A 15856-nucleotide genomic window follows, 5' to 3' on the forward strand; every position below is an offset into this window, starting at 1 on the left:
ATGTTAGTTGTATAAAAGAAAACAGTATTAATGATATCGTTAGACTATATCTAAAGAAATCAGTTTAGGGTCAAAATGGAAAAAATAGAAACCCAAGGTTTGTTCTCAGAAGATGATATCGAACTAGCATGGGAGCGAGTTTGTGCTAGTGTTGGTAGTGATGTCAAAGACTATTTTGGAATAAATGTTTTTAGTAGTAATATTAGTCTTCATCTTAAAGAGATGTTTGATGAGCTAGATGAAAACCAATATACCCCTTCGAAACCATTCAAATACTTTGAGCCAAAGAAATGCGGAACTCAAAGAACTAAAACAGTTCTCAACATCAAAGATGCTATTGTTTATCAAGCAATTGCAGATAAGATAGGTTATTTGCTATACGATAAGCTATCTAATAATAATGATTATGTCTTCGGTAGTGTTTTGAACGAAAACGTTCAAAAAGGCGTTGATGTTCTTGATGATGATGAACCTGACTTTTATTTTTTCGAATATTATGTAAGTCTTTATAATAGATTTGTAGAAGGAATTGAGAATACAATCGATTCAGGAGAGGTTCAGTATAAGTTAGAAACTGATATTACAGGATTTTTTGATTGTATACCTCACTCTGTTTTGCTCATCAAGTTATTTGAATATGGTATAGACAAAAAATTACTAGATGTTCTTTCAGTTTGTTTAAATACATGGTCTGGAACTAGAGATAGTATTACTCTTCATGTTGGAATACCTCAGGGACCTTCAGCCTCATTTCTACTAGCAAACATATTATTAGATAAGCTAGATGATATTATAGTATCTAAAGGTCTAAATTATTTTAGATTCATGGATGATATACGAATTTATTCTTACAACAGAAGTGATCTTTTAAAAATACTAGTCGAAATAGATAGACACTTAAAAGGTCTTTCTCTAAGTCTTAATGCAAGTAAAACTGATATAAAAGTTGTTAACACTGAGAACAATGTGGATGACTTCATTTTGGATGGTTCAGGAATTCCATTTGAAGAGGGAGAAATTGACTGGGAAGATGAGTCAGAAATTGATATAGAACAGATAGCTTCAGATGAGTTGGTGATACAAGATGAAACGCAGTTTAGAGATATTAAAGGTACTTCTCATTCATACGGGAAAAATACTAAAATTGCGTTGTATTTACTTAAAAATATAGAATCCGATTTACTAGATTTATATCGAGAAAATAAATATATAGAAGAGGGTGAATCTCTACCAACAGAAACTATTAGAGAGTTTTTAACGTTATCTCAAAGATGGAGAAGTTTAGTTCCCTCATTGAAAGATGACGTTGGATATATCCCAAATAAAGATCTCATAGATGTGTGGTTTTTTGGAGTTGAGCACATATACTGGAAAGCTAATTCAATGGTTTGGAATTTTGGCTTGTACGATTCACTGGAAAGTCATCATCATAGATATGAACGTACACTGATTGAACTAGATCGATTCGAATGGGTTAAATACCAGTTGTTAAGTGTTTTCTATAAATTTTATCCAAATGACTTAAGTAAACACGCTGAAGCAATTGATGTACTATCAACAGAAAAAAGTCCATTAGTAAGGCTTGGTTATTATAGCGTTCTAGTAGAGTCAATCACAGAAAACTCAGAGTTGTTCGAACGTTATAGTCAAGTTTTAAAAAGTGAAATAAATGAGTATGTTAAGACCTCTATATTAAATAGCATTCATTACAATCATACTCAAGTTTCGATTGATAATCTCAAGGAGTGGTTCCTAAAATGAGCTATATAGATACTTTGATCGAAACCAAAAAAAATGTTGAAGAAAGTTCAGATCTGAAGCCCAATGAAAAATTAATTATTCTTAACTTAATAGAAAATGAAAGAATAGTTAACGAGGCTGAGAAAGATTCTTTTATATATCTTTTCAAAAATATCACCTCCAGAGATAACCCATTTGAATTTCAGCCTTACTTGGGTGATTCATATCCGTTTGCAAAAGAACATGCAAGTTCTTGTATTAATATATTTAATGATTTTTCTAAGCTAGAAGCTAATGCAAAACTACATAATTGGCTATCTAGTGCTATTAAAGTTGTTGATTTTATCGCAATACACTACATTCAAGAAGTACTTAAAGAAGATCCTGTGAAGCATAAAGATCATGGTAAAGAAAGATCAAGGTATATACAGATTAATCAAAATGGTATAAGTGCTCAAAAAGCTGGAAGAATAATGGATAACCTCTATGGTGACAGGAACAAAATGGAACACCAGACTAAAAATGACCCTAATAATCCAACAAAGCAAATAATGGTCACACCTAAATATAGTAGAGTTCTTAGAAATATAAAGAAAAACTTCCCTACTGCATTAATCACTTTTGATGAAGTTTATAAAGAGCACTACGCTTAGTAATATAAGGTAGTAGACTTTATGCAAGGTAGGTACAGTGTAGTGTACCTACCTTAACACTATCTTTTTTACAGAGAAGTCTTTTCTAACTCTCTTTGCTCCTAAAGCCATTTGGTTAGGTTGTACCTGTTCAACTTAAAAACACTTCCATTGAATTATACAACCGACTGTAGTGTTCTTGCACGATATACATCTATCACTATATATAGATAGCAATGTTAGCTAAGCTGTAAGTATATGCTTAAGATTATTTTAGAAACTCGGACACTTGGTACTACCAACCTCTCTCACCAAGACTAAATAGAAAAGCTCGCCTTCCCATTCTATCAATCCAACACAAGTGCTCGCAGAACATCTTGTCTAGCAGTCTCTGCTTAGTTGTTCTTCGTTTGCCACTTCGAGAGCAGATGTAATCAACTACCTCCAAAGATACTAATTTGAAAGCATAGCTGGTTTGTGTAAATGGCTTCCTAAGCTTCTGAATTTTCGTGGGTCTAGCATCTGGAGTTTGCTTAATGTGCTCCACTTGCAGCCTTCTGATGTTTCGACGCAATACGCGAACAGCTCGCTCATTATTCTTCGTTGACTTGTAGATCAGGTGAAAATGAGGAAGCCAAAGTCCACAGCTCCTGTGTCGGTCTAACTCTAGTGTTCCAAACATAGGTCCGTCAAAGCCACTTCGTCTGATCTGCTTTCTCATTCGATCTTTTGCTTTACGCAAATCAAAGTCAAAAAGGGCGTCATCATGAAATGCTCGGTTATAATCAATTATGGTAGCAGCAAACCACTGTCCTTTGTCACGTCGTATTTTGGCTACGAGTTCATCCACTCGTTTTACACGAAAATCCCGATTACAGATCTTACACGCGACACTATTGCACTTGTCTTGCTGCTCACAGCATCTAATAAGCTTGTCAGCTAAGGCGTTGTTCTCAAGACCGCCTACTCTTTGCAAGATGCTTACGCGTATATTGTTCTCCTCCAGCGCGTCATTGTACGACTCGAACTTAGGAAGATGTTTTAATGAGTAGTATCTAGCCATTACTTCAAAACCTCATTCATCAGTTTCTCGTGCTTTTTGTTTAAACCTTGAGTTCTTGGCCTAGACTCTATCCACTCTTTTATTTCATGTTCGTACCAAGCAACTCTGCCTTCCGAAACATCAATTGAGGCAGGAAAGGAGCCAGCATCCATCCAACGATAGATAGTGGCGCGCGACACACCAATGGCTTTCAAAATTTCGTTAATGCTTACCAGTTGTGGAAGAGACATTGTTTTTCTCCGTCTTGTATGAGTTCAAGACGGGATTTACAGTTTTCAATTTGTCCCTAATCTCCATAGCTACATCACATTCTTTTTTTCAATTTCGTGAGGCTCACAAAAATTTAAACCCCATTTAAACAGGTACTTAATAATATCTTTCAGCCTTATCGTGAGCCTCACAAAACAAAATCGTTTGTCATGTTAAAATTCCAATATCAGTTTTTCATACGTAGATACGATATGGCTAAGTCACCAAAAGAAAGACAAAGAGATGTTGCATTGCGACGCAAAGAATCAGGGTTAGTACAGAAAAAATGCTATTTCACAGAGTTCACAACTGATGGTTTAGAGCAAGTTTCTGAACTACTTGGATACAGTCAGAAAGACCTTAATAGAGATGAGAATACTTCTTTCATTCTTGATTACTGCGTATCTGTAACTCTGAGTTTTCTTGAAGGCTACGATAGTGGAACTCTTCCTAAAACGAAGGAGGCACAGTATCTATTTAAGATGAAACAGATCGCTACTTTCAGACAAGACCGTGGTGACTCAGATCAAGATGTTTTAGGGCACCTAATAAGGTGGAAATACAAAACACCTACAATAATGAAAAAAAGAAAAGACGGAAGTTATGTGCCTCGGCAGCGTATTAACTGGAGCATTGAAGGCGTAGAGCTACTCTTGAATGACAAGAAGTATGCTCGGCAAGTACAATTGTTGAATCAGCATTTTAATGTCGAGTAGTTGTGGTTCCGTCCAAGAATTGTGATGACAATCAAAACTAGAGAACAATTATGACATTTTGTTTTGTTACCCAAAGATTTACCCAAACATAACAAAATAAATCATTTAATCACTAAAAATCAATTATTTAGCTTGTAAGTTCAGATGCCGCCAGCCCAAACGTTTGGAAAAGGCCACCTTCGGGTGGCCTTTTTTGTATCAACTAAAATAGTCTCTTTTTTCAAACATTCATGCTTTCTGAAATCCTACTACATGGATTACCGCATACCTTTGGCCCATGTAGGTTTACAAACTCGTTGAGTATTAATCAGTAAACAAGAAGTTCATAAGTACTAATCAAAAAGGCAGAGAGCATGGTACTAAAAGCCCTGTAACTTAAAAGTCTTCTGCTTACCTATCCTTTCTAAGAGATAACTAGATCTAAGTCTAAAGTCTATACTCATCTCCCTCGATGAATTGATTGATGTATTCATTGTTAGTCCCTACTCGCTTGTTTCATTACAACTCTATAGATGTAATGACTACAAACAGTAGTTACAAAAAATAATGTAACTCTAATCACAAAGTAACCTTAGATATTGAACAGAAACACAACATATATAGATTTTTAAATTTCAAAATGAAAATATTGTTGTGAAAAATTAAGTTGCTGGAATTATTACAGTCATATTAGTGAGCATTGTAATGAATTTTGAAGAAAGTAAATTGAATGACGAACACGTTAATCAATACACACCGCAAATCAATGGTGTGTTAACAAAGAAAGGAAAACCCCTTAGTAGTCTGAAGGTTAGCCTTAGTATTGGTTTAAGCACGTCAGGGAAATCAATAGACTTATCAACATTCACAGACAGTACTGGTCGCTTTGAGTTTTCTCCAGTCTATGAAAATAAAAACATCATAAGCACTCCTCTTATTGAACACTATGTAACTATTGTTTTAGTCGCAGAACTCAGCAATGATGAAAGTACTATTATTTGGGAAGGAAGCTTTGATGGTTATAAAATAGAGGATTACGTAAAAAATAACATGGCTAACCTTGCTTGTGACACTGAGAACCCTCTTAAGTACTTTGCTTTTTCAATTGATGATGAAGAAAACGATGACTACTACGTGAACAGCCAATGTAACTTATTTGGTTATATAGACTCTGACTTGTATGGAAATTAAATAATGCACTCATGATGCAACTCCAGTTCCTATGTCTCCTCTTTGGCCATTCATTCACGGGGGCATTGAGTATCGGTTAGAAGGAGGTTCTGGTATCGACTTCCACGCTCATGGACTAGAAAAAAATCTGTTCCGGGTTATGTCAATAACGCTACAAGTAATGAGTGATCGGCACTACAATCTAAGCCTTAAACTTATCTAGAACGCAACGTATTTCTTGACTTCAACAATAGATATAACGCTCGGATGACTGATGGTTGGGTAAGTAAAATAGTCTCTTCAACTTTGACTTTACTAAGAATTTCAGGTCTGGGTCATATAATACAACAGATGCGACCGTAGGCCTTGCTACTTGGGTTCAATTAGCTAATTTCAGAGCTAAAAAATGAACGTAACGAACACGTACGCGGTATTATAGGCCACATAAATGTAATGTCAGGCAATGCGGAAATTAACCTATCTAATATTACTTGTAGAGCAATAAAGCTTTGTTTTTCAAGGTTAGTAAAAAGGCTAGACAGTCATGCTAGTAACGTATTAAATACCCTGGAGTAACAATAAAATAAATTAGCCATCGTTTTATATATACGCTTCATCGGTCTTAAATTATTTGAATGATAAATAATAAAAGTGCGAAGCTATTTTGCTTCGCACTTTTATTGAGTCCAGCACGGCTAACTATATTAGAAGCGATACTCTACACCTAGTGATGCTTGGTTAAAGTCTGTTTCCGTGTTTGCACCGTTCGCGACATTCTCCGCATTGAGTTCTACGTCGTACCACATATATTCTGCGTTAACTAAGAAGTTATCAGTAACTTTAAAACCCACACCGGCACCAGCGAATACACCTTCATCATCTTTGTTGCCTTGGAAGCCCGCAACGTTGTAATCCGTCGAGTACCACATTTGACCGCCTTTTGCGTAAAGGTCGACACGATCAGCAATGGGAGCGGTAACTTTTAGAGCCGCGGTATAGCCGTCCGTTTCGGCATTTGCTAGGTTATTACCATAGCTACCGAAATCAATGTAACCACCCTCCAACGCTAAGTAAGGATTAAAACGGTAACCAACTAAACCTTGAATAACATCGCTGTCATCATCAAAGTCATCTTGTCCATCAACTTTTAAGTAACCGTAGTTGGCGCCAACATACACACCATGATCGTTGGAGTCCGCAGCATGTGATAAAGTACTAAACGTTGCTAAAGAAAAAAGGCTAATCAAAGTAACAACATTGCTTTTCATTTCGTTCTCCTAATATAAGTTCCATTGAAGGTTCGAATAGTAAAGAGCAAATGCAATGCCAACTTTAAATTAATGAAAAATATATTTAATTTTATAGAATACTGACAATCCTCTAAAGATCGCCGAACAAAAATAGAAAAAAAGAGCTGTCTGTTTACTTTATATAAACAATACTAAATTGAGGTTAATCGCTGATGTGAAAAAGATTCTTGTTAATTTGTAGATTTTTCAAAGAAATTAAATAAACATCTAAAATACTCTTATAGATTAATCAGTCAAAAAATGCTTAGCTAGTTTTTATAAGAAAGGAAGCTAATCACACATACGTTGCATCTTACTTTGCTTCAAGCCATGAATATTCTACTCTTTGCCTAAGCAGAGTTTAATGGAACTGAAGTATGTTAAAAGGCAGTGAATACCCTTCTATTCGAGCATTAAGGACGTTTGTCGCGGTCTCTAATTACCTCAGTTTCTCTAAAGCAGCGGATGCACTATGTATTACGCAAAGCGCAGTAAGCAAACAAATCGCATCGCTGGAGCAATTGGTGGGTTTACCTTTAATACAAAGAGGGGCGAGTGGTATTGAGTTAACCGAAGAAGGCAAGCGTTATCTGCCGCAAGTCACAGAAGCTTTGGAGCTTATTCAGCATGCAACTGCCAACTTAATCCAGTCAGATTCAAAGCAAGAATTACTCACCGTGGACGTAACCCCTTCTTTTGCCAGTCTTTGGTTGATACCTAATATTGATGACTTCCACCAGCAACATCCTAACATCCGAGTAAGAGTCTGTACCGGGGATGGGAACGTCAAAGATTCGAGCAACGAAAGTGACTTACATATTCGCTGCCTTCCATTATCCACACATTATGAATACAGCCACTTACTGTGCGAAGAAACATTGTTATTAGTCGGTTGCACAAATGCTCCTGCAATTGAGAGTGTGCACGCTGTTAGTAATTATCCGTTTATACCTCAAATCACTCGCCCTCAGCTATGGGAGCAATTTAAAGCGGTCTACACTGTAGAATCTCCCGTTACCTATCAACCTGTAGGCGTCGAACATTTTTACCTAGCTTGCGAAGCTGTCAGAATGGGAAAAGGGCTCGCCTTGCTTCCTGATTTTATGGCGCAGTATTCGATTTTAAGAGGGGACATTCAGCATGTTCTCAACCTCTCTTTACAGAGCGGTTATGGTTATTACGTGATGATTCCAAATTATCGACTTTCAGCTAAAAAAGTAGTGGCATTTCACGAATGGCTGAAGAGCAAGCTAAGTTAATGTTGTTTCTTTAAACTCGTTTAGGTAAACCAAAACAACTCAAAGACTTCGGTATCTGTCTGCTCAAATTTATGGCATTCTCATCCATACTATTTAAAAAGGATAAATGGATAGTAGGATATGGACAGCAACACGCCAAGACTCTCTTTACGCACCATTGAGCCGACCGATTACCCAGAGCTCGCGGAATTAATGGACCTTGTTTTTCCTGATGTTGGTGGCTCATGGCCACGCCTGACCATCATGGATCTTATTCATCAGTTTCCTGATGGACAAATCTGTATTGAGGACAACGGAAAAATTGTCGGCGCAGCGCTAACAATCAAAGTGGACTACAACCGATTTTCACTTCCTCACCTGTACACCGACATCATCACCGAGAACAACGTCATCCAAAACCAAGTGACCGGTGACGCCATGTATGGTCTCGATGTATTTGTTCACCCGGACTACCGTGGGCTGCGTTTAGGTCGCCGTCTGTATGATGCGCGTAAAGAACTTTGCCGGAGTAAGAATTTCAAAGCAATTTTAGCCGGTGGTCGCATCCCGAATTACCACAAATATGCTGACGAACTGAGCGTGGCTGAATACATCGACAAGATAAAACGCCGTGAGCTTCACGATCCTATTTTGTCTTTTCAGCTTGCAAACGACTTCGATGTCAAACGTATTATGCGTGGTTACTTGCCAGAGGACAGTGCTTCTAAAGGCTACGCAACTCTGCTGGAGTGGGATAACTTTTTCTACGAAGAGGATATTCAATCCGTACACGATGTAGAAAAAACACTGATTCGGATTGGTGTTGTGCAATGGCAAATGCGCGCCATGAATGACTTAGAGGACTTGCTCGATCAGGCTGAGTTCTTCATCTCTTCTCTTGCGAACTACAAAGCCGATTTCGCCCTATTTCCTGAATTCTTTAACGCGCCGCTGATGGGCTTGCAAAACGACCAAAATTCCGTCGAAGCAATTCGCTTTTTGGCTAGCTTTACAGAAGAGATCAAAAACCGCTTCTCGCAGATGGCAGTCACCTACAACATCAACATTATTGCTGGCAGTATGCCCGTCATCGAGGATGGCAAACTGTATAATGTGGCCTACTTGCTGCAACGAGATGGTGAAATTAACGCTCAATATAAAATCCACATCACGCCCCATGAGCAAAAAGACTGGGTGATCGACGGTGGTGACAATGTTCAAGTGTTCGAAACCGATGCGGGCAAAGTCGGCATACTGATTTGTTATGACAGCGAGTTCCCAGAGTTGGGAAGAATGCTCGCCGAACAAGGCGCACAAATTGTGTTCGTTCCTTTCTGGACAGACACAAAAAATGGCTACCAACGAGTACGAATCTGTTCCCAATCACGAGCCATCGAAAACGAATGCTACGTTGCAATTGGGGGCAGTGTCGGCAACTTACCTCGTGTTGATAATGTCGATATCCAGTACGCACAATCTGCCGTATTCTCACCGTCGGATATCTATTTCCCGCACGATGCGACCTTGACAGAAGCAAGCGCCAACACCGAAATGATAATCTTCGCTGATGTTGATTTGACTAAGTTGAAACAGCTTAATACCGAAGGCTCTGTCACCAACTTACGTCATCGCCGCCTTGATTTGTATGGCGCATTCACCAAAGCCAAAGAGTCATAAGGATCTCCCTAGTTCGCCGCTACCAAAGAGCGTGGCGGCGAGTAAAGCCAGCTGCAGGTTGATTCTGCGCAATTATCAGAGGCATGTCAGTTTTTCTCAACGGTGAGAAACAAGAATTGACCCAATAGGACATTCGGAGTATCACTCCAACTTCGTTCCGCTTTTATTAGGGGAAAGCTTTTGGAACATATTAACGAACTTCTCGTGTCAATGAAGCCTTTGCTTGAGCAATACGGCTACGTTGCGCTGATTGTCAGTATATTTCTAGAAGGGATAGGTATCCCGATGCCTGGTCAATCACTGATGATCGCGGCATCTTTGCTCTCGTCAGAACAAGTCATGAACCTAAGTATGGTAATGATGGTATCGTGGCTGAGCTGCTTTTTGGGTAATACCTGTGGTTACCTAATCGGCTATTACTTTGAAGGCTGGTTGGATAAAAAAGGCTACATTTCCGGCCCGAAGATGCAAACGCTTCAATTGACTATCCAGAAATACGGCCCTACGTGCTTGGTCGTCAGCCGCTTTATTGAAGGAATGAAGCAATTTATGCCTCTTGCATGCGGTATCGCGAAAATGCCACGTAGAGAGTTTTTGCTCGGTAACGCCCTCGCGGCGACGGTTTGGGTATTGGTATTCAGCTTGTTAACTCACTTTGCATTTGAGCATTTAAGCGTGTTGAGCAACCTGTACACCGAATACAAATATCTGGTATGGGCATTTGCTGCTGTCTTATTTACGTGGATGGTTTTAGGTATTGTTAAACGCAAAAAAGCCAAATCAATGCAATAACAACAGTCTCTTCATTAGCGCATAACTAAAGCTCGTGGTATCAGTGAGATACGCAACACGAGCTTTTATCTTTTTCTTTACGTGTAAAATTTAAACAGCCATTTAGACGTCTAGACGTTGACAATGTAGAAATGTGATATTAGTCTGCTCTTCTCTCTTATCATTAACATTGTCGTTTACATGTCCGGTTCCCAACAAACTACTAAAACAGTTGCACCGTCTGCGGTCGCACTGATCCCATTAATTGTATTCCTTGCGCTATTTATTGGCGTAGGCACTTACTTATCTTTGCAAGGCGTGGAATTTGCCTTCTACCAGCTGCCTGCACCCATCGCGGTATTACCAGCCATCATCATTGCGTTTCTTTTAAGTAAAGAGAAACTTAACCGCTCAATCGAACACTTCATGCGTGGTGTTGGCCACCCAGACATCATCGCAATGTGTATGATCTATCTGCTTGCAGGTGCCTTTGCTGCGGTAGCAAAAGCCTCTGGTGGTGTTGATGCAACAGTGAACCTTGGTTTATCCGCTATTCCAACCAGCATGATTTTACCGGGCATTTTTCTGATTTCTGCTTTTATCGCAACAGCAATGGGGACTTCGATGGGTACCATCGCAGCCGTTGCCCCCGTAGCGTTGGGGATTGCTGAATCAGCAGGAATGAGCTTACCGTTAACCGCAGGCGTTGTGCTGAGCGGCGCTATGTTTGGTGATAACCTTTCTATCATCTCTGACACCACCATCGCGGCGACACGCTCTCAAGGTTGTGAGATGAAAGACAAGTTTAAAGAGAACATTCGTATTGCTTTACCTGCGGCGTTGATCGCGATTGCAGTGTTCGCTTTCAACAGTACCGCGACTCAAGTGCCTGAAACTGGCGATATTGAGTGGCTAAAAGTCTTGCCGTACATCACTATTTTGATCCTAGCGGTATCTGGTGTGAATGTGTTTGTGGTTCTGTCGATTGGCATCCTTTTGGCTGGCGGCGTGAGCTTGGCATCGATTGACAATTACGGACTAACTAATCTAGCCCAAGACGTTTACAAAGGCTTTGGTAACATGCAAGAGATCTTCTTGTTATCCATGTTGATTGGTGGTTTGAGTGAACTGATGCGTCGCCAAGGTGGTCTTGCTTTTCTAACAAATTTCGTTAGTAGCCTTATCCACGCGTTTGGCTCTAGTCACTCTAAGCATGCGAACAGTCGTGCAAGCGAGCTAGGTATTGCAGGTTTGGTATCAATGGTCAATGGCTGTACGGCAAACAACACCGTAGCCATCATTGTATCGGGCAGCGTTGCTCGCCAACTGGCGGAAGAGAATAATGTCTCTCCTCGCCGCTCAGCAAGCTTGTTAGACATTTTCTCATGCGTGGTGCAAGGCGTGTTGCCTTACGGTGCTCAAGTACTGCTGCTAGGTTCCGTGTTCAACCTCTCGCCACTTGAAGTAGTTGCCAATTCTTACTACTGTTTTGCATTAGCGATAGCGGCTGTTGTCGCGGTGTTTATCAAACATCCCGCTCGTCAACCTGTAGCGCAAACTGAGAACTAACGACAAATACCGAAAAGGCTCCGATGGAGCCTTTTTACTTTCCTTTCTTCTTTTTTTCTTTTCCGCGAGCAGATTTACTTCAAAGCTGAACGCAAACTTTGCGCACTGTGTAAAGGAATCGCAAAGCGATGCGCCACATCGCGTAGAGATTCCACCTGAGCCTCGTTACTGATTGCTAATTCGCCTGCCACATCGACGTGGTTATTCTCAAACCCCACTCTCACATCGAATCCAAGTAACATCGCACTCGCTAAACAGTCTTGCTCTCGCGCGCCAAAAGCACAAATGGCACATCGAATTTCTTCCTCGACAAAATGCGCCAAATTCAAACCTCGTAAATCCCATGGCGAAGACTGTTGAGCTTGGTGATAACGCCCTAACACCACTAATGCATGCTGATGCGTTTTAGGTAACACGCCCGCATCACGCAGTTGGAAATAACGTTCAATGTCGGTTGCATCGTAGAGAATAATTTGGCTCACGATGTTGTGTTCTGCCACCCAATGGAAAAAGGCATGCCCTTCTTTCTCACTTGCGCGATCAGGGATTAACTCCCTCAATGCAAAAGAAGCCGCTTCTGGTTTCACAGCTTTAACTAACGCCATCTGTTGTGGCGGAGAATACAAGCCCACCGCCTCTGTGGTGAGCTGTACCATCATGTTTTGTCCCACCGCTTCTTTCACGGCATGGTAAATTGCCATGTTGTCGTCGATGTCTAATGAATGACGTCCGTTGGCGTCTCTAGCATGCAAATGGATCATGGCAGCCCCTGCCGTTTGACAAGCGATAGCCTCTGCAACCAGTTCGTCTGTTGTCATGGGTAAGCTGGCGTGATCGTACTTAGTTTTTCTTGCACCGTTTGGGGCCACGATAATAGCGATAGGCTCTCGTATAGATCGATTTTCTAATTCCATTCCTTCGCTACCTCTTTTAGCGTTAATGAGAGTTTGCCAACTAGCTCATCAATATGGTGAGGCTGAATAATGAATGGCGGTGCAAGCAAGATATGATGCCCATTAACGCCATCAATCGTTCCGCCCATTGGATAGCACATTAAGCCATTTTCCATTGCTCGCTGTTTGATGCGTTTGTCTGCCAATGTGGCTTTACTCAGAGGCGCCTTGCTTTCTTGATCCGCCACCAGCTCAATGCCAACAAACAAACCTTTACCACGAATGTCGCCAATGTACGGTAAATGGGCCAATGCAGAAGTAAGCTCATTACGCAGCAAAGCACTTTGCTGATTCACCGCCGTTAATAAATCATCTTGGAAGATGGTTTGAATGGTTGCCACGGCAGCAGCGCACGCCACAGGGTGCGCCATAAAGGTATGGCCATGTTGGAAAAAACCGCTTCCACCGGCAATAGCTTGGTAGACTCGATCATTCGCAACCACCGCGCCAATAGGTTGATAACCCGCACCAAGCCCTTTAGCCATACACACCAGATCGGGGTCTGCCTCTTCTTGCTCAAACGCAAAAAAACTACCACTGCGTCCAACGCCACACATGACTTCATCCAAGATCAATAACACATCGTATTGGTCGCATATTTCGCGAATACGCTTGAAATAACCTTGTGTGGCAGGCACAGCTCCAGCGGTGGCTCCCACAATGGGCTCGGCGACAAAAGCCATGACATTATCAGCCCCAAACTCAAGAATTTTTGCCTCTAGCTCATTCGCCGCTCGCAATGAGTAATCCAATTCCGACTCATGACTCTGCTGATAACGATAAGCATAGCAAGGGGCGATATGATGGCTCGGGTGTAAGATGGGTTTGAACGGTTCACGTCGCCATTCATTACCTCCGACAGCCAAAGCCCCCAAGGTATTGCCGTGATAACTTTGCTGACGCGCGATGAATTGCTTTTTCTCTGGCTTACCTGATTCCACGAAATACTGCCGCGCCATTTTTAGTGCCGACTCCACCGCTTCTGATCCGCCACTGACTAAATACACATGGTTGAACTGTTCAGGCATGTGCTGACAAACCAATTCTGCTAGGCGCTCACTGTTATCACTAGTAAAAAATCCAGTATGAGCAAACGGCACTCGCTCGATCTGTTCCAACATCGCTTTTTTAACGGCTTGATGACTGTGGCCAAGGTTTGATACCGCAGCCCCACCACAAGCATCGAGATACTGCTTTCCATGCTTATCGAATAGATAAACACCTTCACCTCTATCGATGATTGGCAGCGTGGCATGGCAGTGACGGTGAAATACGTAAGACATTTGAGTCCCTTCCAATGTGTAATACATGCACACATCATCAGGAACAAACCCAAACGTGACAAGAGAATAAATCTCACCCTCTATGAGCTTTTGGAATACCACAAACCAAAAACACCAAAACCCTTGATATTTAAACAATAAAATAAAAATAGGCCAGCTTTTTTAAAGACTGGCCTATGGGTAACCCAAAGCTAAAAAAAGAATCGTTTTACGCGTTTAGTGCCTGTTCTAAATCGGCTAGAATATCGTCAATATGTTCAATACCCACCGATAAACGAATCATCTCTGGAGACACACCAGCTTGTTTTTGTTCTGCTTCGCTCAATTGACGATGAGTCGTCGATGCAGGATGGCAAGCCAATGATTTTGCATCGCCAATGTTCACCAAACGCTTAAAGATTTTCAAAGCATCATAAAAACGCACACCAGCGTCATAACCATCTTTTAAACCAAACGACAAAATCGCAGAAGGCTTACCTTTCATGTATTTTTCGGCGAGATGAAAGTGTTCAGAACTTGGCAATCCGGCATAACTTACCCAACTGACTTTGTCATTCTGTTCCAAGAATTCAGCCACTTTGAGTGTGTTCTCGGTATGGCGCTCCATACGCAGCGGTAACGTTTCTAGCCCTTGCATAAGCATAAATGCATTCATCGGTGATAATGCTGCTCCGGTATTACGCAGTGGTACGGTACGCGCACGCCCGATAAATGCCGCCTCACCAAACGCTTCGGTATACACCACGCCGTGGTAAGAAGGTTCTGGTTGGTTGAAAACAGGAAAGCGGTCTTTGTGCTGCGCCCAAGGGAATTTACCGGAATCCACAATCACGCCACCTAATGTGGTGCCATGCCCACCAACGTATTTAGTGAGAGAGTGAACTACGATATCCGCACCAAATTCGATGGGTTTGCAAAGCACTGGCGTCGCAACGGTGTTGTCCACAATCACAGGTACGCCTTGTGCGTGAGCAAGCTCCGCCACGCGTTCTAAATCAATGATATTACCGGCTGGGTTGCCAATGCTCTCGCAGTACACCGCTTTGGTATTTTCATCAATTAACTCAGCCAAACTTTCTGGTTTGTCATCTTTGGCAAATTTCACTTGAATACCTTGATTTGGCAGCATGTGCGCAAACAAGGTGTAAGTACCGCCATAAAGTTGCGGCGTAGAAACGATGTTATCGCCTGCTTGCGCTAAGGTCAGAATCGCATAGTTAATCGCTGCACTCCCCGCACTCACGACCAATCCAGCAATGCCGCCTTCTAACGCCGCCACGCGTTTTTCCAGAACATCGTTAGTCGGATTCATGATGCGAGTGTAGATATTACCCGGCACTTCCAAGTTAAACAGATCAGCGCCGTGCTGCGCGTTATCAAACTCGTACGCGACTGTTTGATAAATCGGCGTCGCGACAGATTTAGTGGTAGGGTCAGTTTCGTAACCAAAATGGATGGATAGCGTTTCGTCTTTCATGTTCTTCCCTGTCTTTCATCACTCAAATAGCGGCAAGCAAAGCACTTACC

At 41.3% G+C, this 15856-nt stretch carries 13 protein-coding genes; 8 read left to right on the forward strand and 5 right to left on the reverse strand.

Annotated features, from left to right (window positions below; genetic code table 11):
- Positions 1-75 precede the first annotated feature (75 nt).
- A complete protein-coding gene (locus R8N28_RS20760) occupies positions 76-1761 on the forward strand; it encodes an RNA-directed DNA polymerase (protein ID WP_262640644.1) in 1686 nt (561 codons plus the stop codon).
- Positions 1758-2393 (forward strand): hypothetical protein, encoded by a 636-nt coding sequence (locus R8N28_RS20765; RefSeq protein WP_038890698.1) that lies wholly within the window; start codon positions 1758-1760, stop codon positions 2391-2393. The genes R8N28_RS20760 and R8N28_RS20765 overlap by 4 nt, the downstream gene beginning before the upstream one ends.
- Before the next feature lie 1041 nt (positions 2394-3434).
- Here R8N28_RS20765 and R8N28_RS20770 read toward each other — a convergent pair.
- Positions 3435-3665: a helix-turn-helix transcriptional regulator gene (locus R8N28_RS20770; RefSeq protein WP_262640675.1), complete on the reverse strand. Its 231-nt coding sequence runs from the start codon at positions 3663-3665 to the stop codon at positions 3435-3437.
- A 231-nt stretch (positions 3666-3896) separates the two neighbouring features.
- Here R8N28_RS20770 and R8N28_RS20775 point away from each other — a divergent pair, with 231 nt between their 5' ends.
- Both R8N28_RS20775 and R8N28_RS20780 read left to right on the forward strand, forming a co-directional pair.
- On the forward strand, positions 3897-4400 hold the full coding sequence (locus R8N28_RS20775) for a hypothetical protein (RefSeq protein ID WP_139046195.1): 504 nt from the start codon (positions 3897-3899) through the stop codon (positions 4398-4400).
- Between the two features lie 684 nt (positions 4401-5084).
- Positions 5085-5570, forward strand: a complete 486-nt coding sequence (locus R8N28_RS20780; protein WP_064377308.1) for a DUF6795 domain-containing protein — start codon at positions 5085-5087, stop codon at positions 5568-5570.
- A gap of 683 nt (positions 5571-6253) precedes the next feature.
- On the opposite strand, the gene R8N28_RS20785 is transcribed toward R8N28_RS20780, so the two are convergent.
- The gene (locus tag R8N28_RS20785; RefSeq protein ID WP_005381668.1) at positions 6254-6817 is read right to left on the reverse strand and encodes a porin family protein; all 564 of its coding nucleotides are present in this window, start codon (positions 6815-6817) and stop codon (positions 6254-6256) included.
- A gap of 398 nt (positions 6818-7215) precedes the next feature.
- Here R8N28_RS20785 and R8N28_RS20790 point away from each other — a divergent pair, with 398 nt between their 5' ends.
- From R8N28_RS20790 to R8N28_RS20805, 4 genes are all read left to right on the forward strand, one after another.
- On the forward strand, positions 7216-8097 hold the full coding sequence (locus R8N28_RS20790) for a LysR family transcriptional regulator (protein ID WP_065274214.1): 882 nt from the start codon (positions 7216-7218) through the stop codon (positions 8095-8097).
- A 120-nt stretch (positions 8098-8217) separates the two neighbouring features.
- The gene (locus R8N28_RS20795) at positions 8218-9753 is read left to right on the forward strand and encodes a bifunctional GNAT family N-acetyltransferase/carbon-nitrogen hydrolase family protein (protein ID WP_005381670.1); all 1536 of its coding nucleotides are present in this window, start codon (positions 8218-8220) and stop codon (positions 9751-9753) included.
- Between the two features lie 204 nt (positions 9754-9957).
- Positions 9958-10545 (forward strand): DedA family protein, encoded by a 588-nt coding sequence (locus R8N28_RS20800; protein ID WP_005381671.1) that lies wholly within the window; start codon positions 9958-9960, stop codon positions 10543-10545.
- Positions 10546-10725: 180 nt separating this feature from the next.
- Positions 10726-12093, forward strand: coding sequence for a Na+/H+ antiporter NhaC family protein (locus R8N28_RS20805; protein WP_017635705.1), 1368 nt, complete (start codon positions 10726-10728; stop codon positions 12091-12093).
- Between the two features lie 74 nt (positions 12094-12167).
- Here the strand turns inward: R8N28_RS20805 and R8N28_RS20810 are convergent, their stop codons facing one another.
- The 3 genes from R8N28_RS20810 to R8N28_RS20820 all read right to left on the reverse strand — a co-directional run bounded on the left by R8N28_RS20810 (position 12168) and on the right by R8N28_RS20820 (position 15806).
- The gene (locus tag R8N28_RS20810) at positions 12168-13007 is read right to left on the reverse strand and encodes a 3-keto-5-aminohexanoate cleavage protein (protein WP_065274213.1); all 840 of its coding nucleotides are present in this window, start codon (positions 13005-13007) and stop codon (positions 12168-12170) included.
- The gene (locus R8N28_RS20815; protein ID WP_065274212.1) at positions 12998-14329 is read right to left on the reverse strand and encodes an aspartate aminotransferase family protein; all 1332 of its coding nucleotides are present in this window, start codon (positions 14327-14329) and stop codon (positions 12998-13000) included. Before R8N28_RS20815 ends, R8N28_RS20810 begins: the two co-directional genes overlap by 10 nt.
- A gap of 208 nt (positions 14330-14537) precedes the next feature.
- Positions 14538-15806: an O-acetylhomoserine aminocarboxypropyltransferase/cysteine synthase family protein gene (locus tag R8N28_RS20820; RefSeq protein ID WP_065274211.1), complete on the reverse strand. Its 1269-nt coding sequence runs from the start codon at positions 15804-15806 to the stop codon at positions 14538-14540.
- Positions 15807-15856 lie beyond the last annotated feature (50 nt).

It is taken from the genome of Vibrio sp. Vb1554, assembly GCF_033344235.1.